This is a genomic window from Streptomyces sp. NPDC004284, assembly GCF_042874035.1.
Classification (GTDB): Bacteria; Actinomycetota; Actinomycetes; order Streptomycetales; family Streptomycetaceae; genus Streptomyces.
Genome location: NZ_JBIAMJ010000004.1, coordinates 447,907 through 472,832 on the forward strand (window position 1 = coordinate 447,907; position 24,926 = coordinate 472,832).

23 protein-coding genes and 1 pseudogene are annotated in these 24,926 nt (G+C 73.2%); 13 read left to right on the forward strand and 11 right to left on the reverse strand.

All coding sequences use genetic code 11. The features are described 5' to 3' along the window. Positions 1–113: 113 nt before the first annotated feature. Positions 114–1,019: pseudogene (locus tag ACFYUS_RS14380) on the reverse strand (sporulation protein); the annotation flags it as partial. Positions 1,020–1,209: 190 nt separating this feature from the next. Here ACFYUS_RS14380 and ACFYUS_RS14385 point away from each other — a divergent pair. The 5 genes from ACFYUS_RS14385 to ACFYUS_RS14405 all read left to right on the forward strand — a co-directional run bounded on the left by ACFYUS_RS14385 (position 1,210) and on the right by ACFYUS_RS14405 (position 6,956). Beyond that, positions 1,210–1,569 carry an ArsR/SmtB family transcription factor gene (locus ACFYUS_RS14385; protein ID WP_388850368.1) on the forward strand — a complete coding sequence of 120 codons (360 nt, stop codon included), beginning with the start codon at positions 1,210–1,212 and terminating at the stop codon, positions 1,567–1,569. Positions 1,570–1,656: 87 nt separating this feature from the next. After that, entirely contained in the window at positions 1,657–3,006 is a 1,350-nt protein-coding gene (locus tag ACFYUS_RS14390; protein WP_388850370.1) for an MFS transporter, read from the forward strand. Between the two features lie 109 nt (positions 3,007–3,115). Then, the gene (locus tag ACFYUS_RS14395) at positions 3,116–4,579 is read left to right on the forward strand and encodes a DUF1775 domain-containing protein (RefSeq protein ID WP_388850372.1); all 1,464 of its coding nucleotides are present in this window, start codon (positions 3,116–3,118) and stop codon (positions 4,577–4,579) included. A 664-nt stretch (positions 4,580–5,243) separates the two neighbouring features. Next, positions 5,244–6,053 carry a sulfite exporter TauE/SafE family protein gene (locus tag ACFYUS_RS14400; RefSeq protein ID WP_388850374.1) on the forward strand — a complete coding sequence of 270 codons (810 nt, stop codon included), beginning with the start codon at positions 5,244–5,246 and terminating at the stop codon, positions 6,051–6,053. A 114-nt stretch (positions 6,054–6,167) separates the two neighbouring features. After that, entirely contained in the window at positions 6,168–6,956 is a 789-nt protein-coding gene (locus ACFYUS_RS14405) for an SAM-dependent methyltransferase (RefSeq protein ID WP_388850377.1), read from the forward strand. Positions 6,957–7,161: 205 nt separating this feature from the next. Here ACFYUS_RS14405 and ACFYUS_RS14410 read toward each other — a convergent pair whose 3' ends face one another. Continuing rightward, complete coding sequence (locus ACFYUS_RS14410) at positions 7,162–8,511, reverse strand: helix-turn-helix domain-containing protein (RefSeq protein ID WP_388850380.1); 1,350 nt, start codon at positions 8,509–8,511, stop codon at positions 7,162–7,164. Between the two features lie 133 nt (positions 8,512–8,644). Between ACFYUS_RS14410 and ACFYUS_RS14415 the strand changes: the two genes are divergently transcribed. Both ACFYUS_RS14415 and ACFYUS_RS14420 read left to right on the forward strand, forming a co-directional pair. Then, positions 8,645–10,012, forward strand: a complete 1,368-nt coding sequence (locus ACFYUS_RS14415; RefSeq protein WP_388850383.1) for a M64 family metallopeptidase — start codon at positions 8,645–8,647, stop codon at positions 10,010–10,012. 73 nt (positions 10,013–10,085) lie between these two features. After that, entirely contained in the window at positions 10,086–11,177 is a 1,092-nt protein-coding gene (locus tag ACFYUS_RS14420) for a chitinase (RefSeq protein ID WP_388850385.1), read from the forward strand. A 185-nt stretch (positions 11,178–11,362) separates the two neighbouring features. Here the strand turns inward: ACFYUS_RS14420 and ACFYUS_RS14425 are convergent, their stop codons facing one another. The 5 genes from ACFYUS_RS14425 to ACFYUS_RS14445 form a co-directional block, all read right to left on the reverse strand. Then, on the reverse strand, positions 11,363–11,953 hold the full coding sequence (locus ACFYUS_RS14425) for a dihydrofolate reductase family protein (protein ID WP_388850388.1): 591 nt from the start codon (positions 11,951–11,953) through the stop codon (positions 11,363–11,365). 106 nt (positions 11,954–12,059) lie between these two features. Then, entirely contained in the window at positions 12,060–12,587 is a 528-nt protein-coding gene (locus ACFYUS_RS14430; RefSeq protein WP_388850391.1) for a hypothetical protein, read from the reverse strand. A 264-nt stretch (positions 12,588–12,851) separates the two neighbouring features. Next, the gene (locus ACFYUS_RS14435) at positions 12,852–14,240 is read right to left on the reverse strand and encodes an FAD-binding oxidoreductase (RefSeq protein WP_388850394.1); all 1,389 of its coding nucleotides are present in this window, start codon (positions 14,238–14,240) and stop codon (positions 12,852–12,854) included. Positions 14,241–14,363: 123 nt separating this feature from the next. Continuing rightward, positions 14,364–15,833, reverse strand: coding sequence for a multicopper oxidase family protein (locus tag ACFYUS_RS14440; RefSeq protein ID WP_388850397.1), 1,470 nt, complete (start codon positions 15,831–15,833; stop codon positions 14,364–14,366). Positions 15,834–15,953: 120 nt separating this feature from the next. Then, positions 15,954–16,388 (reverse strand): hypothetical protein, encoded by a 435-nt coding sequence (locus tag ACFYUS_RS14445; protein WP_388850400.1) that lies wholly within the window; start codon positions 16,386–16,388, stop codon positions 15,954–15,956. Between the two features lie 296 nt (positions 16,389–16,684). Here ACFYUS_RS14445 and ACFYUS_RS14450 point away from each other — a divergent pair, with 296 nt between their 5' ends. Then, the gene (locus tag ACFYUS_RS14450) at positions 16,685–17,875 is read left to right on the forward strand and encodes a sensor histidine kinase (RefSeq protein WP_388850403.1); all 1,191 of its coding nucleotides are present in this window, start codon (positions 16,685–16,687) and stop codon (positions 17,873–17,875) included. After that, complete coding sequence (locus tag ACFYUS_RS14455; RefSeq protein ID WP_388850406.1) at positions 17,860–18,507, forward strand: response regulator; 648 nt, start codon at positions 17,860–17,862, stop codon at positions 18,505–18,507. Before ACFYUS_RS14450 ends, ACFYUS_RS14455 begins: the two co-directional genes overlap by 16 nt. Before the next feature lie 7 nt (positions 18,508–18,514). Here ACFYUS_RS14455 and ACFYUS_RS14460 read toward each other — a convergent pair whose 3' ends face one another. Genes ACFYUS_RS14460 through ACFYUS_RS14470 form a run of 3 tightly spaced genes read right to left on the reverse strand, consistent with a single transcriptional unit; the run spans position 18,515 to position 20,679 of the window. Next, complete coding sequence (locus ACFYUS_RS14460) at positions 18,515–18,877, reverse strand: DUF952 domain-containing protein (RefSeq protein WP_388850409.1); 363 nt, start codon at positions 18,875–18,877, stop codon at positions 18,515–18,517. Positions 18,878–18,915: 38 nt separating this feature from the next. Then, on the reverse strand, positions 18,916–19,857 hold the full coding sequence (locus ACFYUS_RS14465; RefSeq protein ID WP_388850413.1) for a LysR family transcriptional regulator: 942 nt from the start codon (positions 19,855–19,857) through the stop codon (positions 18,916–18,918). Positions 19,858–19,902: 45 nt separating this feature from the next. Then, positions 19,903–20,679 (reverse strand): methyltransferase domain-containing protein, encoded by a 777-nt coding sequence (locus tag ACFYUS_RS14470; protein ID WP_388850416.1) that lies wholly within the window; start codon positions 20,677–20,679, stop codon positions 19,903–19,905. 82 nt (positions 20,680–20,761) lie between these two features. On the opposite strand from ACFYUS_RS14470, the gene ACFYUS_RS14475 reads away from it, so the two are divergent. From ACFYUS_RS14475 to ACFYUS_RS14485, 3 genes are all read left to right on the forward strand, one after another. Continuing rightward, on the forward strand, positions 20,762–21,196 hold the full coding sequence (locus ACFYUS_RS14475) for a MerR family transcriptional regulator (protein ID WP_388850419.1): 435 nt from the start codon (positions 20,762–20,764) through the stop codon (positions 21,194–21,196). 49 nt (positions 21,197–21,245) lie between these two features. Continuing rightward, positions 21,246–22,076, forward strand: a complete 831-nt coding sequence (locus ACFYUS_RS14480; RefSeq protein ID WP_388850422.1) for a maleylpyruvate isomerase family mycothiol-dependent enzyme — start codon at positions 21,246–21,248, stop codon at positions 22,074–22,076. A gap of 102 nt (positions 22,077–22,178) precedes the next feature. Next, positions 22,179–22,478 (forward strand): DUF1876 domain-containing protein, encoded by a 300-nt coding sequence (locus tag ACFYUS_RS14485; RefSeq protein ID WP_388850425.1) that lies wholly within the window; start codon positions 22,179–22,181, stop codon positions 22,476–22,478. A gap of 366 nt (positions 22,479–22,844) precedes the next feature. On the opposite strand, the gene ACFYUS_RS14490 is transcribed toward ACFYUS_RS14485, so the two are convergent. Further along, on the reverse strand, positions 22,845–23,462 hold the full coding sequence (locus tag ACFYUS_RS14490) for a CBS domain-containing protein (RefSeq protein WP_388850428.1): 618 nt from the start codon (positions 23,460–23,462) through the stop codon (positions 22,845–22,847). A gap of 153 nt (positions 23,463–23,615) precedes the next feature. Here ACFYUS_RS14490 and ACFYUS_RS14495 point away from each other — a divergent pair, with 153 nt between their 5' ends. Beyond that, positions 23,616–24,887, forward strand: coding sequence for a YncE family protein (locus ACFYUS_RS14495; RefSeq protein ID WP_388850431.1), 1,272 nt, complete (start codon positions 23,616–23,618; stop codon positions 24,885–24,887). The last annotated feature ends 39 nt before the right edge of the window (positions 24,888–24,926 follow it).

Genomic DNA, 24,926 nt, shown 5'->3' on the forward strand with positions numbered 1-24,926 from the left:
GTACGGGGCCGATGGGCCCGTACCCGCGGGCGGACGGCGGCTCAGTCCTCGTCGCCCTCGTCCTCCTCCTCGTCGTCTCCCTCGAAGAAGTCCCCGATCTCGTCCACGACTTAGGCGGCCACCATGCCGCCGACCACGCCCACGGCGAGACCGGCCGCGCCGGCCGCGATCGCCGTACCCGCGCCCGGACCCGAACGGTGGCCGTGGTCGTGGTCACGGTCGTGGCCGTAGTGCTCGCTGTGGCTCCCGCGGCTCTCGACGAGCTGCCTGATCCAGGAGTCGACCTCGGCGTTCCAGTCGGTGTGTCCGACCTGGTGGTGCGTGACGGTGAAGCGGGTGAGGGCGTCGTGGCCGTCGGAGAGGAAGCCGCCGCGCTTGTCCGCCTCCAGGACGACTTCGAGTCCGGCCGGGCCGGCGAGGAAGGTCACCTCGATCTCGTTGACCCGGTGGGCGTACTGAGGCGCCGGGGTGACCTCGATCTCCTGGTAGAAGGGCAACTGCTGGCCGGTGCCGCCGATGCGGCCGTACTCCAGGTCGGCGGACTCGAAGCCGAAGCCGAGCTGCCCCAGGGCTTCGAGGATCGCCTCCTGGGCGGGCAGCGGACGGACGGCGAGGGGGTCGAGGTCGCCCTTGTCCTTCGCGCCGGCGACGCCGAGCTCGGTCCGTACGCCGAGGGTGATGCCGAGCCCCTGGCCGTACAGCTCGGTGATCGGCGTCTCCCACGGCAGCGGGAAGGCGAACGGCACGCTGTGCTGCTCGCCCTCGGCGAGACGGAAGTTCCCGCCGACGACGTGCTGGTGGAAGACCACCACGCCCTCGGACTCGCCGTCCTCGTGCTCCGCCTCGACGCGGGCCACGAGCTCCAGGGTGATGTGCTCGATGGTGAAGTCGGCGTCACCGCCCTTCAGATGGACCTGCCCGCTGAGGGTGCCGCCGGGCGCCACCGCGCCCGGATCGAGCACGGTGTCCACCGAGGGGCCGCCGATGCCGAGGGAACCGAGCAGTCGCTTGAACACCATCGTGGCGTTCACTCCTTCATGCCGTGTACGTGTGGTTCGGGTGCGGTCGAGGAGGTGGAGTCCTACTTCCTCTACACAGCTGTAGAGGATACGGGCTCGGCGGCGGATTGGATCATGATCGGCGCGGGATGGCCGAGAACGTCGGTCGCGGCCCGGAGCCGCCCGTCCCGGGGCTGTCTACGATGACCGCATGCCGGTACGCGAAGCATTCTCAGTTGCCAGCAGTGCGCATGTGCGTACTCCCGGAGCCCGTGAACTCTCCGCCGCGGCGACGGTCTTCGCCCTGCTCTCGGACCCGACGCGCCTGCATCTGGTCTGGCTGCTCACGAAGGGCGAGGCGGATGTCGGCGCGCTCACCGAGGCGTGCGGGGCGGCGCGCCCCGCCGTCAGTCAGCACCTCGCCAAGCTGCGCCTCGGTGGGCTCGTCACCTCCCGCAAGGACGGCCGCCGGGTCGTGTACGCGATGCCGGACGGACATCTGAAGCGCCTGGTCGTCGAGGCGGTCAGCCGTGCCGACCACGAGGTGACCGGGGAGCCCTGGCACGACTGATCGCGCTTCATGGCGTGAACATGTGCGCAATCGTGCACGTGTCGGTTACCGTAAGAACATCCCCGTAGCCGACCGAGGACGTGCCTCATGCTGTCCGCGTTGCGCAACCGCACCTACCGGCACCTGTTCACGGCCCAGGTCGTCGCCCTGGCGGGCACCGGCCTCGCGACCGTGGCACTGAGCCTCCTCGCGTACGACCTCGCCGGCGCGAACGCCTCGGCGGTCCTGGGCACCGCGCTCGCCGTCAAGATGGTCGCGTACGTCGGCATGGCCCCGGTGATCAGCGCCGTCGCCGACCGCGTACCCCGACGGGCGCTGCTCGTCACCATGGACCTGGTCCGCGTGGGCGTCGCGCTCGTCCTGCCGTTCGTCACCCAGGTCTGGCAGGTCTACGCACTGGTCTTCCTGCTCCAGGCCGCGTCCGCCGCCTTCACACCGACCTTCCAGGCGACGATCCCCGAGGTCCTGCCCGACGAGCGGGACTACACGGAGGCGCTGTCGCTCTCGCGCCTCGCGTACGACCTGGAGAGCCTGGCCAGCCCGGCACTCGCCGCGCTCCTGCTGTCCGTCGTCTCGTACAACTGGCTCTTCACCGGCACGGCCGCCGGATTCCTGGCCTCCGGCCTGCTGGTGCTCTCGGTGGTCCTGCCCAGGCCGCGGCCCGTCGAGCGCGGCGGCGGCGTGTACGCGAAGGCCGCCTTCGGCACCCGGCTCTTCCTGGCGACCCCGCGCCTGCGTGCCCTGCTCGCCCTGGACCTGGTGGTGGCCGCCGCCGGCGCGATGGTCATCGTCAACACCGTCGTCCTCGTACGGGACACCCTCGGCCGCTCCACCGGTGCCGTGTCGGTCGCCCTCGGCGCGTACGGCGCCGGCTCGATGATCGTGGCGCTGGCCCTGCCCCGCGTACTCGACCGGGTCGACGACCGGAGGCTGATGCTGCCCGCCGCCTTCGTCCTGCCGGGCGTGCTCGGCCTGCTGACGATCGGCCTCGCGGTCGCTCCCGGCGCCTGGTCGTGGCCCGCGCTGCTCGCCGCCTGGCTGGTCATCGGCGCGGCCACCTCGGCCGTCCTCACCCCGGGCGGCCGGCTGCTGCGCCGCTCGGCCGGGAGCGCCGACCTGCCGGCGGCTTTCGCCGCCCAGTTCTCCCTGTCGCACGGATGCTGGCTGATCACCTATCCGCTGTCCGGCTGGCTCGCCGCCCAGGCCGGCCTCGAGGCCTCGGCGGCCGTCCTGACGGGCCTCGCCCTGCTCGCGGCCCTCGCGGCGGCCCGCCTGTGGCCCCGTACGGACCCGACCGAGCTGGAGCACACCCACCCCGAACTGCCCGCCGACCACCCCCATCTGACCGGGACCGGCGGACACCACTCGCACGACTTCCACATCGACGAACTGCACCGGCACTGGCCGACGGCACCCCGGACGTCGGTCGCCGCCTGACGTCGTTCGACCGCCGCGGTCGACGGATCATCACCGACAAGCGTTACCAACAAGCGTTACCGGCAAGCATTACCGGCACGCCGGGGCCGTGCCTCATGATGAGGCAGCCATGGCGTCGACTGACCTCCCTCGCCCTGCGCGCCGCCCCGGCTCGGAGCCGGAGAGCGGCGCGCTCTCCTGCGCTCTCCGCGCCGCGCTGTTCAGCGGTGTGAGCACGGTGCTCGCGGTGACGGGGCACCACGTGGCCTCGGGGCATCCGGTGCCGTGGCGGATGTCGGCGACGGCCGGGGTCCTGCTCTTCGTCCTCGCGCTGCCTCTCGTACGGGGACCCCGCTCGTTGCCGACGGTCGTCCTGGTCACCACGGCGGTGCAGGGGCTCCTGCACTTCTGGCTCGGGCTCGCGGGTGGGCACAGCCACCCCGCACCGCACTCCATGTCCGCCGGCGGCGATGCCGGCCGCCACATGGGGCACCACGGCACCTCGATGACGATCGCTCACCTGATCGCCGCCCTCCTGGTCGCCTGGCTCATGCACGGCGCGGACACCGCCGTACGCGCCGCGGCGGACGGCGTCGGCGCCGCGGTCGTGCGTCTGGTCGCACGGGCCCGGCCCGGCCGCCCGGTGCTGCCACTCGTCGTACGCGTGCACCCCGCCCCGCCGGGGACACCACCACTCCCTCGCAGCTCCCTCGCGCTGGCCCACGCCGTCGTGCGCAGAGGTCCCCCGGACGAGCCCGCATCCGTCCACCGACCTCGGGCGCGCCGACGCTCGCCCGCACGCCTTCTCACCATGGGAGTTCCCGTGTTCCGCACCGACAGGCGCGGCGCCCTGCGCCGCGCCCCGCTCGCCCTCGCCGCCGCCGTCGCGGCCTCCGTGGCCCTCGCCGGCCCCGCCTTCGCCCACGTGGAGGTCGAGGCGGAGGGCGCCCGCGCCCTGGCCGAGAACGTCACGCTCTCCTTCAGCGCCGAGTCCGAGTCGCCGACGGAGGGCATCACCAAGCTGGAGGTGGTCCTCCCGGCCGGGATCACTCCGGCGGACGTCACCTACAAGGAGGGGCCGAAGGGCTGGACCCTCGCCGCCACGGCGCCCGGCTACACCGTCTCCGGGCCCGCCGTGGCCGCCGGCGAGAACGCCGAGTACTCCGTCGTCGTGCGCCAGCTGCCCGACGCCGAGTCGCTCGCCTTCAAGACCCTCCAGACGTACAGCGACGGTCGGGTCGACCGCTGGATCGAGCTGGACAAGTCCCACGAAGGCGGCCACAGCGGCAATCCCGCACCCGTCCTGGAACTTCAGGCCGCAGCTCCCGGCGCCACCCCGGTGAAGCCGAGCCCGACGACGGCACCGACGACAGCCGCGCCGACCACGACCGCCCCGACCACGACCGCGTCGGCCGCGACGACGGCCCCGTCCGGCACGGCGGGCCAGGAGCCGGCGAACGGCGCCAAGAGCTCGGACGAGTCGAAGAAGTCGTCGGCGAACACCCCCGTGCTGATCGGCGGCGCCGTGGTCCTGCTGCTCGCGGTGGCCGGCGCGTGGCTGTGGAACCGCCGGCGGGGATCCCGGGAGTCCTGAGCCGTCGCTCCTGGTGCCGTCTCCCTGCGAGGCGGGGGGACGGCACCAGGACGAGCATCAGGGCCCAGCGACAGCCGACGCAGGAGGCTGGGCGGTGTCCTAGCATGGCGGCCATGGCACGCCGTCTGCCGAGGCTGCTCCGGACGTGGTCCGGAGTGCTGTCGGTGTGCGCGCTGCTGTTCTGTCTGGGTGGGCCGACCCGGCCGGCGGTGCAGGGCATGGCCATGGCGCCTACGGCACGCATGGTTTCCACGGCATCCACGGCATCCACGGCATCCACGGCATCCACGGAAGCCACCGAGCCGACGGCCAACGACGTGGCTGCGGTAGCGGTGTCGAAGGCCGAGCCCGGCGCCTCCGATACGACGTGCCCGACGGCCGGATCCCCATGCATGACGCCCCGGAGCACACCCGGCCAGGACGCCGTCCCACCGGCAACGGCCCCGATCGGCCCGTCGACGACCGCGTCCTGTGCGCACGTCGTGCGGTCGGTCCGGCCCCACGCGCCGCCCAAGCCCGTGCCCCCGCCTGATCTGCACGGCCTGTGTGTGTCGCGGACGTGATGCCGCCCGGCCCGTGAGGTTCCCCGCCTCGCGGGACGCCGGTCCCTTCACGTCCACTTCGGCACGTCCGCGTGCCGTCGCAGAATCAGGAGTCACGACGCATGCCGTCGTCCATCGCTCTGTTCATGACCGGTGCGGGTACCGGTCTTCTCGCCGGCGGCGCCTCGTGCGTCGCCGTTCAGGGGGGTCTGCTGGCCGGGGCCGTCACCCGGCGCGCCGGCGCGGCCCCCGGGCCCTCCGCCGGGGGAGTGTTCCAGGCCGCGCCCCCCGGTGACCTCGCCCCGGTCGGGGCGTTCCTCGCCGGGAAGCTCGCCTCCCACACCGTCCTCGGCGCCCTTCTCGGAATCTTCGGCAAGGCGCTCCAGCCGAGTCCGGGCACCCAGGCCGTCCTGCTGATCCTCGCCGGGCTGCTGATGGTGCTGTTCGCGCTCGACCTGTTCGGGGTGAAGGCGGTGGGGCGCCTGGTGCCCCGACCGCCGGCCTCCTTCGGACGGGGGGTGCGGCGCAGTGCCAGGACGTCCTCCGTGCCCACTCCCGCGCTCGTGGGTTTCGTCACCGTCCTCGTCCCCTGCGGGGTGACGCTGTCGATGGAGCTGCTCGCGATCACCTCCGGATCGCCGCTGACCGGGGGCGTGGTGATGGCCGGGTTCGTACTCGGCACCGTGCCGCTGTTCACGGCCCTCGGCTACCTCTTCCGCCGTACCGCCGGATCGGTCTCGGCCCATCTGCGGAGCCTCACGGGCGTGGTCGTCCTGGCCGTGGCGGTCTGGACGATCGCCTCCGCCGTGCAGGCGGGCGGCTGGGCCTCCTTCGGTACGGACTTCCGTCCGGCGGCCTGGCCGGGCCACCCCGACCAGGCCGCTCATGCGCGCTCCGGCCGTGAACAGGCTTCTCCCATCGGCTACGAGTGAGCCTTCGGCCGCCGGCCGCAGGCGGTGGCGACCGCACGAGGGCGACGTGAACAACGGGGGTCAAAGTGCCTTCTGGATAGGGGAGTTGCCGAGGTGCTGCGATACGTTGACGGTGTGACCGACATCGAATCGCGTATCGACACGTCCCGGCCGCACACCGCCCGGATATGGAACTACTGGACCGGCGGCAAGGACAACTACCCGGTCGACCGGGCGGCCGGGGACCAGATCCGGGAGTTGCACCCCGGGATCGGGGAGTACGCGAAGGCGGATCGGCTGTTCCTGGGGCGGGCGGTGCGGTACCTGGCCGAGCGGGAGGGGATCCGGCAGTTCCTGGACATCGGGACGGGGCTGCCGAGTGCCGACAACACGCACGAGGTCGCCCAGCGCGTCGCCCCCGAGACGCGTGTCGTGTACGTGGACAACGACCCGCTCGTCCTCGCGCACGCCCGTGCCCTGCTGGTCGGGACGCCGGAGGGACGGACGGACTACCTGGACGCCGATCTGCGGGACGTCGACGCGATCCTGGCCGCCGCGGCGAAGACGCTGGACCTCTCGCGGCCGGTCGCGCTGATGCTGCTCGGGGTCGTCATCTTCATCGAGGACGACGAGGAGTCGTACGGGATCGTCCGCCGGCTCATGGACGCGCTCGCGCCCGGCAGCCACCTCGTCCTGTCCCACACCGTCACCCACCCCGACATGCCGGACGTCGACGCCGCCGTGGCCTTCTGGAACGAGCACGGCACGCCGAAGCTCACCCAGCGGACCCCCGCCGCCGTCGCGCGTTACTTCGACGGCCTGGAGCTGCTCGAACCCGGCGTGGTGTCGTGCTCCGCGTGGCGTCCGGAGACGCAGGCGCCGGACGTCGCGATGTACGCGGGCGTCGGCCGCAAGGAGGGGTGAGCCGGGGCGCCCTCCGGCTGGTCGGCCCACCGCCCTCCGATACGACGTCGTCCTCGCGCACGCGGGCAAGGGGTTCACCTTCACCGTCCACGGGTGGGCGGCGGACGGGGCGTTCGACCGGATGCCGCGGGCCGAGCGGGCGGAAGCGGACGCGGCGGGCGGCATCGCCCTCGACGGACCGGCCGCGGCCTGACGGAAGCTCCGTTCAGAGGGGAGGCTGCGCGGGCGGGGGGCCGAGCGTGGTGGTGCCGGCCGTGCGGTGGCCGAGGCCCGTGCGGTACGCGTCGAGGGCCGCCTCCACTCGGCCCGTGCGGCGCAGCAGGTCGCCGAGGAGGCGGCACAGGTCGGCGAGGTCGCCCGCCGCGCTCGCCCGCTCCAGGAGGCCCAGGGCACGGACGTAGTGCTCCTCGGCCGCCTCGGTGTCGCCGGCGTCCTCGGCGATGATGCCGAGCAGCCGATGCGCGGCGGCGGCGTGGACGGCGCCGCGTTCCGGCGACAGCCCCCCGAGCCCCCCGAGCACCCCGTGCAGCAGCTCGGCGGCCTCCTCGGACTTGCCGCGCCGGTGCAGCACGTCGGCGAGTTCGACGGCGACCTGACTGCTGTAGAGGGCGGCCCGGTGCGAGGTGAGCATGGCACGGGCGGCGCGCAGCTCGTCCTCGGCACGGGCGAGTTCGCCGTTCTGCGCGTACACGTAGCCGCGCATCCAGTGGCAGTTGGCCAGTTCCGTACGGATCTCCAGCTGGCGGTACATCTCGGCGGCCCTGCTGAGGGAGGCGTCGGCCTCGGCGATCCGGCCCTCGGCGAGGAGGGTGCGGGCGACCGAGCGGTGCATCCGGGCGATCAGCGCGGGGTCCCCGGCCCGAGAGGCGAGCCCGAGCGCCAGCTCGGCGGCCTGGGCGGCACGGGCCTGGGCGCCCATGTCCATGTAGGGGCCGATCACGGCGGTGTAGAGGAGGAGCAGCGCGTCGGGGTCGTGCAGACCGGTCAGATTGAGCTCGTCGAGCGTGGACTCCAGGAGGTAGACGGCGTAACGGAGTTCGCCCGCCAGGTAGTGGGCGACGGCGCGGCCCCGCCGGGCCGGGACGCGGGCGGGCAGAGAGGCCTCGGCGAGGACCCGCTCGGCGTGTTCGAAGTGCTCGCGGGCGGCCGTGAGGTCGCCGGTGTCGAGCCGGCACTCGCCGAGTCCGAGCAGGGCGGTGGCCTGTTCCTCGACGAGCCCGTGGGTCACGGCCTCGTCGAGCAGACCGGCGTACTGGGCGGCGGCCTCCTCCGCCGCGCCGTCGGCGAGGGTTCGCTGCGCCCCGGTGAGCCGGAGCCGTAGATCGGTGGCGAGACGGGCGGGCCGTCCGGTGGCCAGCTCGTCGAAGGTGACGCCGAGCCGGTCGGCGAGATGACGCAGCGCCTCGTCGGAAGGGCGTACACGTCCGGCCTCCAGGGTGGAGACGTAGGCGGGAGTGTACGAGGGCTCGGCGAGCTGGCGCTGGGTCAGTCCGCGCTGGAGCCGCAGACGGTGGATCCTGCGGCCGATGGTCTCCGGGTCGTCCCTCTGTGCCATGCGCCCCATCATGCCAGCGCCTCCCTCGCCCACTCGGTCTCCCCACCCGCCGAGGGCTTGTGCCCGATCCTCTCGACCCCTGGCTTAAGCGGATGATTAAGCACAGTTAATCTCCTGCTTGATAGAGGTCGTCGTGCCCGGAAACCGGTCAGCCCGCACACGCTGGATCACCGTCGTCGGAACCGTCGTCACCACCGCGGCCCTGCTCGCCGGCGCGCACACGGCAGGAGCGGCACCGGTTCCCGTCACCGTCTCGGGCCCGGTGGAGACGCCCGAGGTCGAGTGCTTCGACGGGCCCGGTGGCAAGCCCCGCCACGAGGTCGTCCCCGCCGAGGCGCCCGCCGAGATCACCCGCCACCGGACGTCTGCCGCCGCGACCCCGGCCGCGGCGGTCACTCCCGTCCAGGAGACCGGACCGGTCTCGGGACGGCTCGACCTCGTGATCATGGGTGACGGCTGCACCGCCGCACAGCAGGCCGACTCCCGCACGGACGCGCAGGCCGCGATCGACTCCGTCTTCGCGATCGAGCCGTACGCCGACTACCGCGGCCTGTTCGACATCTGGCTGGTGGACACCGCCTCGGCCGAGTCCGGTGTCCCCGGTGCCCCGACCGCCGGTGTCGTCAGGGACACCGCGCCCAGCTCGTACTTCTTCTGCGAGCAGACGGAGCGGCTGCTCTGCCTCGACACGTCGAAGGTCACCGCGTACGCCAACCAGGCACCGGCCTCCGACATCGTCTTCGTCGTCGCCGACTCCGCCAAGTACGGGGGCGCGGGCCACGGCTTCCCCACCCCGCCGGACGGGGCGTCGTACCACGGCGTCGCGACCATGTCCTCCGACAACCCGAAGTCGTACCTGACAGGCGCTCATGAACTCGGCCACTCCATAGGCAACCTGGCCGACGAGTACCCGTACGCGGGTTACGGCGCCTACCCGTGCCCCTCGTCCGGCAGCGCCACCGTCTCGGTCACCCCGGACCTCGGCACGAGCAAGTGGTACCGCTGGCTCGGCGAACAGGGCCCGACCGGCTCGGTGATCGGCGCCTACGAGGGCGGCGACCACTACGAGACCGGCGTCTACCGTCCCAGCAGCACCTCCCTCATGCGCACCCTGTCCTCCACGGAGTTCAACCACGTCGGACGCGAGGCGATGATCAAGGGCTTCTGCGCGTACGCGGACGGCATGACCTCGACCGTGCCGACCGGCACCCCGGTCCGCCCGGGCCGGAAGGTCGGCGTGCGGCTCGCCCCTGTGACCGGCCTGTCCGGCCTGGAGCTGGCCTGGCACGTGGACGGCAAGCGGGTCACCTGGGCCACGGGCGACCCCTCCGTGATCCCCGCCGAACTCGGCGCCACCCGAGGCGGAGTGCGGCCGGGCCCCGGACCGGTCGCACTCACATGTGCGGCCGGGCGAATCGCTCCGGGCGCCGTCGCACGCGGCCCGTTCGGAGCCTTCGCCTCTGGCGTGGCGACTCCCGTGCGCGCGAGGGTGGTTGACTAAAGGTCTGGACCAACTTACGGTCTGCTGGAGCGCGCTCCACGCCCAGGATCCCCCACGTCCCAGGAGCACACGCATGCCAGACCTTCGGATCCCCCGTGTCCTCGGAGCGGGGCTCGTCCCCCTGCTCGCCGCAGCCTTCCTCGCGGGCCCCGCCGCCGCCGAAGGCGCGAAGCCCACCCCTTCCAGGTCCCTCTCGTCCGCCGCCGCGGACACCTGCGCCCTCAAGCCGAAGCCCGCCGGGAAGGTGCTCCAGGGGTACTGGGAGAACTGGGACGGTTCCGCCAACGGCGTCCACCCGCCGTTCGGCTGGGCGCCCATCGACGACCCGCGTTTCGCGGCCAACGGCTACAACGTCCTCAACGCCGCCTTCCCCGTGATCCGTTCGGACGGGACCGTGCTGTGGGAGGACGGCATGGACAGCACCGTCCGCGTCGCCACCCCGGCGGAGATGTGCCGCGCGAAGGCGTCCGGGGCGACGATCCTGATGTCGATCGGGGGCGCCGCCGCCGGGATCGACCTGAGCTCCCGCGCCGTCGCCGACCGGTTCGTCGAGACCATCGTGCCGATCCTGAAGACGTACAACTTCGACGGGATCGACATCGACATCGAGACCGGCCTCGTCGGCAGCGGCAGCATCGGCACCCTGTCGGACTCGCAGGCCAACCTGGTGCGCATCATCGACGGAGTCCTGGCCCGCATGCCCGCGGGGTTCGGACTGACGATGGCGCCGGAGACCGCCTACGTCACCGGCGGCAGCGTGGCCTACGGGTCGATCTGGGGCGCGTACCTGCCGATCGTCAAGAAGTACGCGGACAACGGGCGGCTGTGGTGGCTGAACATGCAGTACTACAACGGCAGCATGTACGGCTGCTCCGGTGACTCCTACTCCGCCGGCACGGTCACCGGCTTCGTCGCCCAGACCGACTGCCTGAACCGCGGACTGGTCGTCCAGGGCACCACCGTCAAGGTCCCGTACGACAAGCAGGTCCCCGGTCTCCCGGCCCAGCCGGGAGCCGGCGGCGGGTACATGGCGCCGTCGGCGGTGGCCCAGGCCTGGAACCACTACGGCGGCTCGCTCAAGGGCCTGATGACCTGGTCGGCCAACTGGGACGGCTCGAAGGGCTGGACCTTCGGCGGCAACGTCAAGGCCCTTCAGGGCCGCTAGGTTCTGTCGTCGGACGTCACCCTCACATCAGGAGTGATGCGAGGGTGACGGCTGCTTCGGCCGTCTCGTCGGGCCCGGGCACGTCCCGCCGGGCCGTCCCGGTCCGGAACCTCCACGCGACAGCCGGACGGACTCCCACCCGGCATCGGGCAGTTCACGGCGACGTATCACGACGCCGTGAACCATCACCCAAGATCATTCGAAGGTGCTGCCCGGCGCGCCACGCGGTGGCGGAGGTAGACGACTCCCGAGCCGAAGGTGCGGGTCTCGACGAGTTCGAGGTCGACCCGGCGTTCGGCCCGGGGGAAGAACGGGATGCCGCCGCCGACGAGGACCGGGTGGACCATGGTGCGGTACTCGTCGATCAGATCCGACGCGGCGGCCTCGGCGGCGAGCGTCGCGCCGCCGATCGCGATGTCGCCGTCGCCCGGCTCGGCCCGCAGCCGCTCGATCTCCTCCGCCGGGCCGCCGGAGGCCAGGCGGGCGTGGCCCTGCACCGCCGACAGGGTGGTGGAGAAGACGACCTTGGGGAGCGGCTTCCAGAGCGCCGTCCACTCGCGCGAGGCGTCGTCGAGCGAGGGGTCCTGGTCGGCGGTCTCCCAGTACAGCATCGTCTCGTAGAGCCGCCGTCCCAGCAGGTGGACGCCGACCTCCCGGATCTCGTCGATCCAGAACCGGAAGACCTCCTCGTCGGGGGCCGTCCAGTCGAAGCCGCCGTCCGGCCCGACGATGTAGCCGTCCAGTGAGACGCCCATGGAGTAGGTCACGCTGCGCATCAGAAGTCCTCCTCGGTCACGGGGACGACGGTACGGCCGCCGGCCGCCGCGGGACTCGCGGCTCGCGGGGATCCCCCGGGGCGAGTCTCCGCCCCCCGAGGCCCCGTCAGGCGGCGCGGCAGAGGGCGGCCGGATCGGTGGGGGCCGAGGTGCGGGTCGCCGTCGCCGTCGCGGTCGGGGGAAGGGGGCGGGTGGTGGTCGTGGCCCGCGAGCGGCCGCGTGCGAAGACGACGAGGCGCAGCACCGCGAACCGCGCGGTACCGGTGAGGGCGGAGGCCGAGAGGTAGACGACCTGCTCGAGCGCCGCACCGGGGGCCGCCACCAGCGACCGGAGCGCGAGCACCGCCAGACAGGTCACCGCGTACCCGGCCGCAGCGGATCCGGCCGACTGAGCATGCTGTCGCCGGGTCGCGCGTCCGCCCGCGCCGAAGGTGAACCGCGCGTGCAGCTCGGTGGCGAGGAGCGTGGAGACCACGGTGACGAGGGCGTTGGCCAGAACCCAGGGGAGTCGGCGGTCGAGGGCCGCCACCGCGAAGCCTGAGGCGAGCCCCACGCCTCCGCCGCAGATCGCGAAACGGACGAAGGCGGTGACGGCGCCACCCGCCGCCCACCCCCGGCCCTGTGCTGTGTCCATGATCAGCCCCCCGCTGATTGCCCGCTCTGCTTGCCCGGCCCACTTGCCCGCGCCACTTGCCCGCGCCACGAAGCGCACCCGAGGCCGGTGAGGTCGAGGGTGCGCCGTCGATGGTGCCATTGTGGCGCATCTGTGGCGCCAATGCGACCCTATGGAGGGTGCCATTCGTGGCGGCAGCGGGGCATGGCCCCTTCGGGGCGCTCGGTGCCGGGGCGCCGCGCGGCGGCGATCGGCTTCTGCGTCTCCGTCCTCGGCGTCGCGCCGCTAGCTCTTCGCCGGGGTGATGTTCTGGTTGTGGTGGAAGACGTTGTCCGGGTCGTACGTCCGCTTCACATCGGCCAGTCGGTCGTAGTGCCCGCGGTACGTGGCCCGGACCCGGTCCCCGCCCTCGTCGGCGCCGATGAAGTTGACGTATCCGGCGCCCATCGACTGCGGGTGGAGGGCCTCCCAGTAGTCCACCGCCCAGGTGCGGAGCGCCTCCGCCTCGGACGGTTCGGTGCTGATGGCGCCGATGACGCCGGACCAGATGGCGTCGCGATAGGCCCAGGCCGTGTCCATGGGGCCCACGCGGTGGGCCGCGGCGTCGACGGGGTAGAGGTGCATCGTCGACAGCTCGGTGGGGATGTTCTCCAGGAAGGTGCGGTGGACGTCGATCGCGTCCTCCGTGATGCGGTCGAAGAAGTCGCCGCGCCAGTACCACTGGAGGCCCTTCGGGATCAGCTCGTCGAACAGCGACTGGAGGGCCGGGTACGGGATCGGCGTCGCGAAGTGGAAGGCCGGCGGGGCCGGATCGGAGACGGGGGCGAACGTCTTCGCGAGGCTCTCCTCGTCCGTCGGGCCCGTGCTGCACCACACGACGCCGCACATCTTCTTGTGGTGGATCTCCTCGGGGAAGGGCGGCCCGGGGGCGACCGTCAGCGTGGCGAAGAAGCCGTTGAGGTCGTCCGGAGCCGCCGGGAGGAACTCCCGGTACCAGCGCAGCACCGCTCCGATGTGCTCCGGATCCCACAGGGTGACGCCGAGTCCGACGTTCTCCACCGGATGCAGGGCGTACGTGAAGGAGGTCGCCACGCCGAAGTTTCCGCCGCCGCCGCGCAACGCCCAGAAGAGGTCGGGGTGTTCGTCCGCCGAGGCGGTGACGAGCGAGCCGTCCGCGAGGACGACGTCCGCCGCGAGGAGGTTGTCGATGGTCAGGCCGTACGCGCGGGTGAGGTGGCCGTGGCCGCCGCCCAGGGTCAGCCCGCCGACCCCGGTCGTGGACATGATGCCGGCGGGTGTCGCGAGCCCGAAGCCGTGCGCCTCGTGGTCGAGGTCGCCGAGCTGACTGCCGCCGCCCACGAGGGCGGTCCGTGCCACCGGGTCCACCCGCACCCACCGCTGGCCCGACAGGTCGATCATCAGCGAGCCGTCGACGAGGCAGAGGCCGCCGCCGCTGTGCCCGCCGCCGCGCACGGCCAGGTCCATGCCGTTCTCGCGGGCGTACCGCACCGCCGCCCGTACGTCCGTGGTGTCCGCGCACCGCGCGATGACGGCCGGCCGGCGGTCGATCATCGCGTTGTAGATCTTCCGGGACTCGTCGTACCCCGGGTCCTGCGGGCCGATCACCTCGCCGTGCAGCAGCTCGCGCAGGGTCTCCACCGCCGTGCCGCCCATGGCCACTCCTTCAGGGCACCCCTGTCTATCGGCCGCGCTACCCCTTCAGTCTCCCTCCGTCACACGGGCCCCGCGAGCCCGGCGGGGGGCCCCCGCCGGGCCCTCACCGGCCCCAGCGGACCCTCACCGGACCCGGAAGGTGGCCATCATGCCCATGGCCGAGTGGTCGAGCATGTGGCAGTGGTACACGTAGTCGCCCCGGAAGCCGTCGAACGTGACGTGCAGTTTCACCGTCTCGCCCGGCATCACCCGGACCGTGTCCTTCAGGCCCGCCTCCGTCGGGCCCGCGGGCAGCCCGCCGCGTTCGAGGACCCGGAACTGGACCAGGTGCAGATGGAAGTTGTGCGCGACGCGCTTGTTGGTGTTGGTGACGTTCCAGACCTCGGACGACCCGAAGGCCACGGTGGTGTCGATGCGATCGGGGTCGTACATCTGCCCGTTGATGAATCCCCGGGGGTCGGGCCGCCCGTCCTCGTCCATGCTGAGTTCGATGTGGCGGGTGACGGCGGCCTTGGGCAGGGCGGCGGCCGGCGGCAGGGTGCGCAGGACCTCGGGGACGCTGCTGGGGTCGTCGGCGGTGCGGACGACGTCGAAGCGGAGCACCTTGCCGATCTGCTCGGGCCGGCCGGGGCCGCTGTTCGTGAGCACCAGCCGGGTGCCGACGGGGTGGCGGGAGAAGTCGACGACCACGTCGGCGCGCTCGCCGGGCGAGAGCGTGAGGACGGGCACGGCGACGGGGCGTTCGAGCAGGCCGCCGTCCGAGGCGATCTGGGTGAGCGGAGTGCCGTCGGACAGGCCCAGCGCGAAGATGCGCAGGTTGGAGCCGTTGAGCAGACGGAAGCGGTACTTGCGGGCGGCGACCTGGAAGTAGGGGGTGGGCCTGCCGTTGGCGAGGATGGTGGTGCGGTTGCGGTCGCTCATCGTGTACGCCAGCTGCCCGCTCTCGTCGAAGCGGGCGTCGCGGATGGTGAGGGGCACGTCGTACTGCCCCTTGGGCAGCGGAAGGCGCTGTTCGAGGTCGTCGGTGAGCAGGTACCGGCCGCTCAGCCCGCGGTAGACGTGCTCGGCCTCCATGTGGTGGGCGTGGTCGTGGAACCACAGCGAGGCGTGGGGCTGCAGGTTGGTGTACACGTAGGTCCGCGAGGTGCCGGGGGCGAAGACGTCCATGGGATTGCCGTCGTAGGCGGACGGGACGCTCGCGCCGTGCAGATGGACGGCGACGGGCATGTCGAGGCCGTTGTGGTGGCGGATCAGGACCCGGCGCCCGGAGCGGGCGTGGATGACGGGACCGGTGAAGTTCCCGTCGTAGGCGAGGACATCGGTGGCGGTGCCGGGGAGGATCTCGGCGGTGGCCCTGCGGATGGTCAGCTTGTAGCAGTCCACGCCGCCGGTCGAGGACAGCGGGCGCAGTACGGGCGGGACGGGCATGGCCGTGGTGAACGCGGGCGGCACGGGGTCTTGCGCACGGTGCGGGCCGGCCGGGGGCAGGGCCTCCGCGGCGTGTGCCTCGCCCCCGGCGAGGGTGCCGGGGGCGAGGAACGGCAGGCCTGCGGCGGCGAGAGCCCCGCCGAGCACACTGCGACGGTTGATCAACGACTTCCTCCCGTGAGGTGGGCGGCGAGTGACGCCGGCCGAGTGGCTTCCGGCGGGCCGGTCGACACCCTGTGATCCAGGTCTAACCGAGAGCGGGGCGAACCGCACACGGCGATGGCCTTACCGGGGGAAGGCGGTCCGCAGGGCCGGTCCGCGGGTGAGGAACGCGAGGCGGATCACGGGCAGCACGCAGACGGTCTGCATCGCGGCGTACCACAGCGGGCAGACGCCCGGGATCAGGTCGACGCCGATGATCGCGACCGGCAGGACGACGGCGACGCCCCGCACGCGCTCGAAGGCCCGCAGGGATCCCCGGGCGGCGGACACGGTCAGCCGGTGGACCAGGACGGCGACCAGGGGCAGCAGGACGGCCCGTACCCACATGAACGTGTTCACCTGGTGGCCGCCGGCCGCCACCCCGGCGACCGCGAGGAGGGAGAGGACGCCGAGCGCGCCGTAGATCTTGACGCTCGCCGTCGCCGTGGCGAAGGCTCGCCGGGTGGCGGCGCGGTCGAGCGGGGCGGCCGTGGACGGGGAGTTCAGGTTGGTTTCCATGCTCACCGAGCCTGCCGGGCGCTCGGCGGGGCCGGTATCCGTCTGGGCGCACGAGGGGGTGGGGCCGGCCACACTCCTCGGCCGACCGGGGCGGCCAGGGGCCGCGTCCGGTGCAGAGTGGAGGCACCGGGAACCGGGACGGAAGACGAAGTCGAAGGCGAAGGCGGGGATGCATGGGACAGCCGGGTACGTGGTCGGCGCGCGGCGCCGTGGGGTTCCTGCGGACCTACGCCGCGGGCTTCGCGCGGGCATGCGCTGTGGGGTTTCTGCGGGCATGCGCCGTGGCGGCCGTCAGCATGCCGATCCCTGCCGTGTGGGCCGCCGCCGTGGCCCTTGCGGTCCGGTGGGGACCGGGCAACCCGTGGTCGTGGCTCGCGCCGGTCGTGCTGGTGGGCGTGGGCACGCTCGCCCTGTCCCGGCCGGTCTGCCGGAGCGTCCGCCTGCTCGTCGCCCGGTGGACGGGCACCGTCCTCCCCGCCGGCTACCGGGAGGCCCCGCCGGTCACGCGGATGTCCACCGGGTACTGGTGGAACGGCTTCGGGTACGAACGCACGCGCCGCGACGCCCTCATGGACCAGAAGTGGCGCATCCGGTGGAACGACCCCGCGAACTGGCGCGACCTGCGGTTCACGGCGATCGTGCCGCTCACCGCGGGCCTCGTCGCCTGCCTCCCGCCGGCCGGCGCGGTCACGGCCGTCCTCGGACTCGGCCTCGGCCGCTGGGGGACCCCGGGCCGCCTCGCCGGACTCCTCGGCCTCGTGGCGGCCGTCGCCGTCGCCCCGTACGCCTGGCGGGCAATCGGACCGGTCGCCGTGCGCTTCCTGCGCCCCTCGCCCGCGATGGCGCTGGCGGAACGGGTCGAGGAACTGACCGCCCAGCGCGCCGACGCGACGATCGCCCAGGCCGCCGAGATCCGCCGGATCGAGCGGGACCTGCACGACGGGGCACAGGCACGCCTGGTCGGCCTCGGGCTGTCCCTCGCGACGGCGGAGAAGCTCATGGAGACCGACCCGGAGGGGGCCAAGGCACTGATGCGGGAGGCGCGCGCGGGCGCCACCGCCTCCCTGACCGAACTCCGGGAACTCGTCCGGGGCATCAACCCGCCCGTCCTGAGCGACCGGGGGCTCGTCGACGCCGTCCGCGCCCTCGCCCTGGACAGCCCGCTCGACGTGACGGTCGCCGCGGACCTCCCGCACCGCCCGGATCCGCCGGTCGAATCGGCCCTGTACTTCGCCGTCGCCGAACTGCTGAGCAACGCGGTCAAGCACGCCGGGGCGACCCGGGTCCGCGTCGACCTCACCCAGGGCGACACGGGCATCGTCATCGAGGTCCTGGACGACGGTCGCGGCGGAGCACGCGTCGGGGACGGCGGCGGCCTCGCCGGGCTGCGCCGCCGGCTCGCCGCCTTCGACGGCACCCTGGAGATCACCAGCCCGGCGGGCGGCCCGACCCACGTGACCCTGGAGGTGCCATGCGCATCGTCGTAGCCGAGGACCTGTACCTGTTGCGCGACGGGATGGTCCGGCTCATCGAGGCCTACGGCCACGAGGTGGTCGCCACGGCGGCCACCGGCCCCGAGACGCTGGAGGCGCTGCGCGCCTGGCGGCCCGACGTCGCCGTCGTCGACGTCCGCATGCCGCCGACCCACACGGACGAGGGCCTGCGGGCGGCCATCGCCGCCCGCGCCGAACTGCCCGGACTGCCGGTCCTGATCCTCTCCCAGTACGTCGAGCAGCTCTACGCCCGCGAGCTCCTGGCCGACGGCTCGGGCGGCATCGGCTACTTCCTCAAGGACAGCGTGTTCGACGCCGACCAGTTCATCGACGCCCTGGAACGCGTCGCGGCCGGCGGGACCGCGATGGACCCGGCCGTCATCGCCAAGCTGCTGGCCGGAGGGCCCTCGAACCGACGCCTGGAGAAGCTCACCGAACGCGAGCACTCGGTGCTCGGCCTCATGGCCGAAGGACTGTCCAACCAGGTCATCGCCCAGCGCCTCTTCCTCAGCGAGAGCGCCATCGGGAAGTACACGACCTCGCTGTTCGGCAAGCTCGGCATCGTCGACGACGGCACCAACAACCGCCGCGTCCTCGCCGTCCTGGCCTATCTGAACAAGGACTGACGCCCGGTCAGGCGGACTTCGCCAGCCCCGTGGCCCGGCCGTCCCCGTCCCAGGTGACCTCCAGGATCTCGTCGACGGCCGCGCGGTCGATCGGCCCGAACACGTGCGGGAAGAGGACCTCCTCGGAGACGCCGGGCGGCGGGGTCGGCGCGGCGGCCTCCCACTCGGTCCTGGCCGTGAGCCGGCTCTCGTCGAGGAGGAGCACGAGGAGCGGCCCGGCGGCGTCGCGGTAGAAGGCGTTGACGACGGCGAGCGTGGTCGGCTCGTCGGGGGAGCAGTGGACGAAACCTTCCTCCGCGAGGGAGGCGGGGGCGTACGGCTCCTCCGGCCGGGCGGACCAATCAGCGGGCGTCACCACGTGGTAGATCATGCTCCGGTTATAGCAGGAGCCGCCGGCGCTCCCCGGGGTCACCAGGTGCGCCCGGCCTCGATCAGCAGGTCCCGGACGCGGGTGACATCGGGGTTGTCGGGGCGCCCGGGGCGCTGGACGAGGTAACCGGTGTTGATGGGCGGGTCCTCCGGCTCGTGCAGGGGCACGAGGGCGCCGGAGACCAGTTCGGCCTGGCAGAGGTAGCGCGGCAGGACGCTGAACCCCGCTCCGGCGACGACCGCGGCGAGGACCCCGCGCAGATCGGGGACGGTCACGGCGGCGGGGCGGGACAGCCGCGCCCCGAACACGTGCCGCCAGTAGCGGCGGGCGATGGGCAGGTCCTCCGCGTACGTCACGAGGGGGACGGGGTGCAGCGCCGCGGGTCCCTCCAAGGCAAGGCGTTCCCCGACGCGTTCGGCCCATACGGGGGCGGCGACCAGGACGAACTCCTCGTCGGCGAGCGGCACGGCGGCCAGGGCCCGCCCGCGCGGCCGGTAGGTGGCGATCACCAGGTCGTGCCGTCCCGCGCGCAGCCCGTCGAGGAGCGGCTCGGTCAGACCGGTGCCCACTCTGAGCCGTACGCCCTCGGCCACCAGCGGGGCGAGCGCGGGCAGCGCCCGCGCGCAGAGCAGCTCGGCGGGGCCCGCCAGATGGACCGGCGCGGTCCGCTCCCGGAGCGCGGCCCCGTGCCCGGCGACGGCGGCCAGCGCGTCGAGCGGCCCCGCGACCCGCGCCGCGAGTTCGTGCGCCACGGGCGTCGGGGCGACCCCGCGTGGCAACCGCTCGAAGAGCTCACGGCCCGTCTGCCGCTCCAGGGCCCGGATCTGAGTGGTCACCGTCGGCTGGGACAGACCGAGCAGCCCGGCAGCGGCGGTGAACGAGCCGGAGCGATGGACCGCCAGGAAGGTCCGCAGCAGATTCAGATCACCCACCGGCTGCGCCGCCCCGCCCTCCCCGCCATCGGAATCCCTATGCCTCATCCGTACATCCTATCGAGGCCGCTATGGGGAGGTGTGTCCGGCGGTTCAGCGGCCCCGGGTGCCGGACGCCGTGAAGACGGGGATCGCCAGGAAGAAGCGGTCCGTGGCGGCGCGTGCCACCTGGTCCGCCGTCCAGGCCGCCGCCTGTTCGGAGGTGACGGCCCCGGCCCGTACCGCCGCCTCCGCGAGGCCCGTCGCCAGGGGAAGCCAGTGGGCGTCGGTGAGGACGGCCGTGGTGACCTCCACCCCCACCTCGCCGAACCCGTGGTCCAGGAGGAGACCGCGGAAGCGGCGCGCCACGCGCGGCCCGGTGACCCGGTCCGCGCGCGCGTGCACGATCGTCCGGGTCAGGCGGCCGTCCTCGGCGTCGAGGACGCACGTGTCCCAGTCCTGTCCGGTGAGCACGGCCCGCCCGCCCGGCGCGAGGACCCGGCGCGCCTCCGCGAGCGCCGCCCCCGGATCGGGCAGCTCGTGCAGCACCTTGTCCGCGCGGTACGCGTCCCACGCGCCGTCCGCGTAGGGGAGCGCCGTCGCCTCGGCGACGGCGAACGCGTGCCCCGGGTGGCGGCGGCGGGCCGCGGCGATCATCCCCTCGTCCCGGTCGACACCGGCGGCGAAGGCCCCCAGCGCCCCGGCCTCCGCGACGGCGAGACCCCCGCCGCAGCCCACGTCGAGCAGACGGGTGCCTTCCGCCACCCCCAGGAGTCCGTACGAGCGGGCGCGCGACGCGGCGGCACCCGGGGCGCGGTCGACGGCGTCGAGGACGGCGAGCAGGGCAGGGCGGTGGTCGCGGCCCGAAGGGTCCGCAGCAGTGATGGACATGGCGACCACGCTCGTGGTTAATGCCGACATGAAGTCAAGCGGTACGCCTCCGACGCGTTCGGCGCCTTCGATGCCGCCGACGATGAGCATCGGGGAACTCGCGGGCCGGTTCGGTCTGGCCACCCACGTCCTGCGGCACTGGGAGTCCGCCGGCCTCCTGGAGCCCGCCCGCGCCCCCCACGGCCGCCGCCGCTACGACGACACCCACCTCACGCGCGTCGCGGTCGTCCTCCGGGCCAAGCGGGCGGGCCTCGCCCTCGACGACATCCGCGAGCTGCTGCGGGCCGGTGACCCGGAGGCCCGCCGCCGGCGGCTCGCCGCGCACCGCGAGGAGCTGCGGCGTCGGGTGGCGGAGGCGCAGGCCTGCCTCGACCTGGTCGAACGCGCGCTGGGCTGCGCCCACGACGACCTCGCCGACTGCCCCCGGTTCCGCGAGGCCGTCGCCGCCACGGCCGCCGGCGAAGACCTCCCCGACGCGACCGGTACAAGCGGACCTACTCGCTGGTACGGTCCCTGACCTACCGGTGCTCCACGGGGAGCCGCCGGACGAGGGGAGGGGCGGAACCATGACGCGGCGAACGGGCGGGGTGCTTCCCGAAGGGCTTGCCGAGGCGATACGGGGGACCGCCGGCGACATCGCGGCGGTCCTGCGCACGACGGCGCCGGACGGACGGGCGGCGGACACCGGCCGGCTGCCCGTGCCCCGCTCCACCTGGACGGTCGGGGAGGCCGCCGCCCACCTGGCGCAGGCCAACGAGCTCATGGCCGACCTGGCCGCCGGCCGCGAGCGCCCCTACGGCGACGGCACCCCCGGCAGCCTGGCCGGGGCCAACGAACGCGCCCTCGCCGGGTTCGCCGAGCGGGCGCCCGGCCCGCTCGCCGAGATGATCACGGCCCAGGCCGCCGCGTTCCTCGCGGGCGTCGGGGAGCGCGACCCGGAGGAGCGGCTCGCCACGCCGCTCGGCCGCATGAGCCCCGCCGTCCTCGGCTCGTACCTGCTGACCCACATGCTCGGCCACGGCTACGACCTCGCCCTCGCCCTGGACCGCCCCCACATGCTCGACGCGCGACGGGTCGAGTTCACCCTGCCGTTCCTGATCGAGGCGATGCCGCGGGTCGCGGACCCGGCCGCCGTCGCCGGACTGACCGCGAGCTTCGCCGTACGGCTCCGGACCGGACCGAGCTTCGGCGTCACCCTCACGGACGGCGCGGTCCGCACCGACCGCCGGCCGCCCGCCCGGCCCGACTGCACGATCCTCACCGAGCCGGTCGCCTTCCTCCTGCTCGCCCTCGGACGGGTCGACCCCTGGCCGGTGATCGCCCGCGGCAAGGCGCTCGGCTGGGGCCGCAAGCCCTGGCTCGCCCCCCGCTTCCCCCGGCTCTTCCGCGCGCCCTGACCCGTCCCCCTGTGCGTTCCCGCCTCCGCCGATGGATCCTGGAGGTATCGGAAGGGGCCGTGCCCCGGTTGCGCGCGACCCGGCGATGCGAGGAGGCGGACCATGAGCCGCACGCTGGAATGGACGGTCGGTGTGGAACTGACCGAGGACAGCGGCAGGACGAAGGCCGAGGCCCGGCTGAAGACCGGCACCTCGACCCTCACGGGCCACGGCTCCGCGCGGTGCAACCCGGCGGACGTGGACGTGCCGACGATCGGCGACGAACTCGCCGCGAGCCGGGCGATGAAGGACCTGGCCGGCAAGCTCATGCGGGAGGCCAACCGGGAGATGGAGGCGGTGGGCGCGGGGACCGTTCCCCAGCACACCGGCCCCGGATACGGCTGGCCGGAGGCGGTCACCTGACGGAGCCGCCTCCCGCGCCGGGAGCCCGGCGGGCCGGTGACGCCCGCCGGGCTCCCGGATACCGGCCGACTCACGGGTGCCGCAAGGCTCCCGGGCGCCCGGCCGACTCCCGGACACCGACCGGCTGCCGCAAGGCTTCCGGACACCACCCGGCTCCCGACTCCCGCAAGGCCCCGGGTTCCGACCGGCTCCCGCAAGGCCCCCGGACACCGCCCGGCTTCCGCAAGACCCGGGGTTCCGACCGGCTTCCGCAAGGCCCCCGGGCTCTGACCGGCTTCCGCAAGGCCTCGGTTCCAGCCGGCTCCCGTAAGGCCCCCGGACACCGGCCGGCTCCCGCAAGGCCCCCAGACTCCGCCCGGGCAGGGCCTACGGCGCCGCCTCCCCCTCCTCGTGCGCCGGCTCCTCGTGCACCAGCCGGTCCGCGACCTCCACGACCCCGTCCACCGTCTCGCAGAGGCGGACCAGGATCGGGCCGAGGCCCGGGCGTTCCAGGGTGCCGCTCAGGGTCACCCGGCCCTCGTCGACGTCGATGTGCACGGCCGAGGGGGAGAGGCGGAGGATGCGGACGACCACGTCCTCGCGGATCTCCTCCTGGATCGAGCGGTCCCGCCGCAGGAACAGCTGGAGCAGATCGCTGCGGCTGAGCACTCCGATCAGCCGCCCCTCCGCGTCCACGACCGGGAGCCGCTTCACCCGGTGCCGTTCCATCAGGCGGGCCGCCTCGACCGCCGTCCAGGAGGGCCGGGCCGTGACGGCCGGGCTCGACATCATGGCCTCCGCCGAGCTCGGTCCGTCCTTCGCCGTGTGCCGCCGCAGCAGGTCCGCCTCGGAGACGACGCCCACCGGCCGGTTCTCCTCGTCGACCACCGGGACGGCGGTGATGCCGTACTCGTCGAGGAGCCGCGCGATCTCCTTGAACGACGTCCCGCGCTGCACCGCGACCGCGGTGGGCGTCATCAGGTCCGCGACACTGCGGTGCCTCATCGTCCGTTCCGTCCCTTCTGCGTTCCTCCTCCCATGATCCCGCACCGACCGGGACGACAGGTGCGGCGGGGTGCGTCCCAGGGGCTTGTGGGCTCGACGTGACCATGGTTACCTCCGGTAACTCATCGTCGCGCCACGGAAGAAGGACCCCCCATGCCCTCTCCCCGCACATCCGGGACCCGTCGCCTCCTCGGAGCCGTCGCGGCCTCCCTCGCCCTCACCGCCGCGTCCGCGGGCGTCGGATCGGCGGCCGCCGCCCCGGGGGCGACGGCCGCCGCCGGGCTCCGTGAGGTGATGTTCGTCGGCAACAACTGGGACGGCACCGCCGACGTCATCGCCTCCCGCGGAGACTTCCACCGCATCGCCCGCGTGAACGTGGTCCCCGACAAGGAGGAGCGCCTCCGCGAGATCTACCTGAACCCCGTCAAGCTGGCCTTCTTCCTCGGCGTCCGCACCGGTCCGGGCGAAGGCCACGACCAGTTCGTCGACGACATGTACGCGACCCCCGACGGCTCCGCCATGGTCGTCTCCCGTCCCAGCTTCGCCGACGTCGTCTCCCTCGACCTGCGGACCGGACGGATCAACTGGCGTTTCCCGGTGGCCGGTTACCGCGCCGACCACATGGCCGTCTCGCCCGACGGCACCCGCGTCGCGGTCTCCGCGTCCACCGCGAACACCGTGCACGTCCTGGACATCGCCACGGGACGGCAGGTCGGCTCCTTCAAGACCGGCGACAAGCCCCACGAGAACGTCTTCACCTCCGACGGCCTGCTCTGGAACATGTCCATCGGCGAGGTCACCACCGCGCTCGACGCCCCCTGGCTCGACTGGACCAAGGGCGACCGGAAGATCACCGTCGTCGACGCCCGCACCTTCGAGACCGTCCGCGTCATCGACATGCGCGACCGCCTCGACGCCTTCGGGCGCGGCGACCTCTCCGACGCCGTCCGCCCGCTCGTCTTCACCCCGGACGAGAAGAAGATCTACTTCCAGGTCTCCTTCTTCAACGGCTTCCTGGAGTACGACGTCGACTCCGACCGCATCACCCGCCTCAAGAACCTCCCCGGCAACCCGGCGACCAACCCCGACCGCACGACCTGGGTCAACGACTCGCGCCACCACGGGCTTTCGATCAGCCCCGACGGCGACAAGCTCTGCGTCGCCGGGACCATGGACGACTACGCGACCGTCGTCGACCGGGACACCTTCAAGGAGGGCCCGCTCGTCCCGGCCTCCAAGCCGTACTGGGCGACCGTCAGTGGCGACGGCCGGTCCTGCGTCATCTCCGAGAGCGGCGCCGACCGGGTCACCGCGATCGACTTCGCCACCGGGCAGCGGGTGACGAGCGTGGACGTCGGCGACCACCCCCAGCGCGTCCGGCTCGCCCGCGTCCCCGCCGACTGGACGGGCCCCGCGGCCGGCTGACCCGCCGTACGCACAAGGGGCTGCCGGATCTCCGGCAGC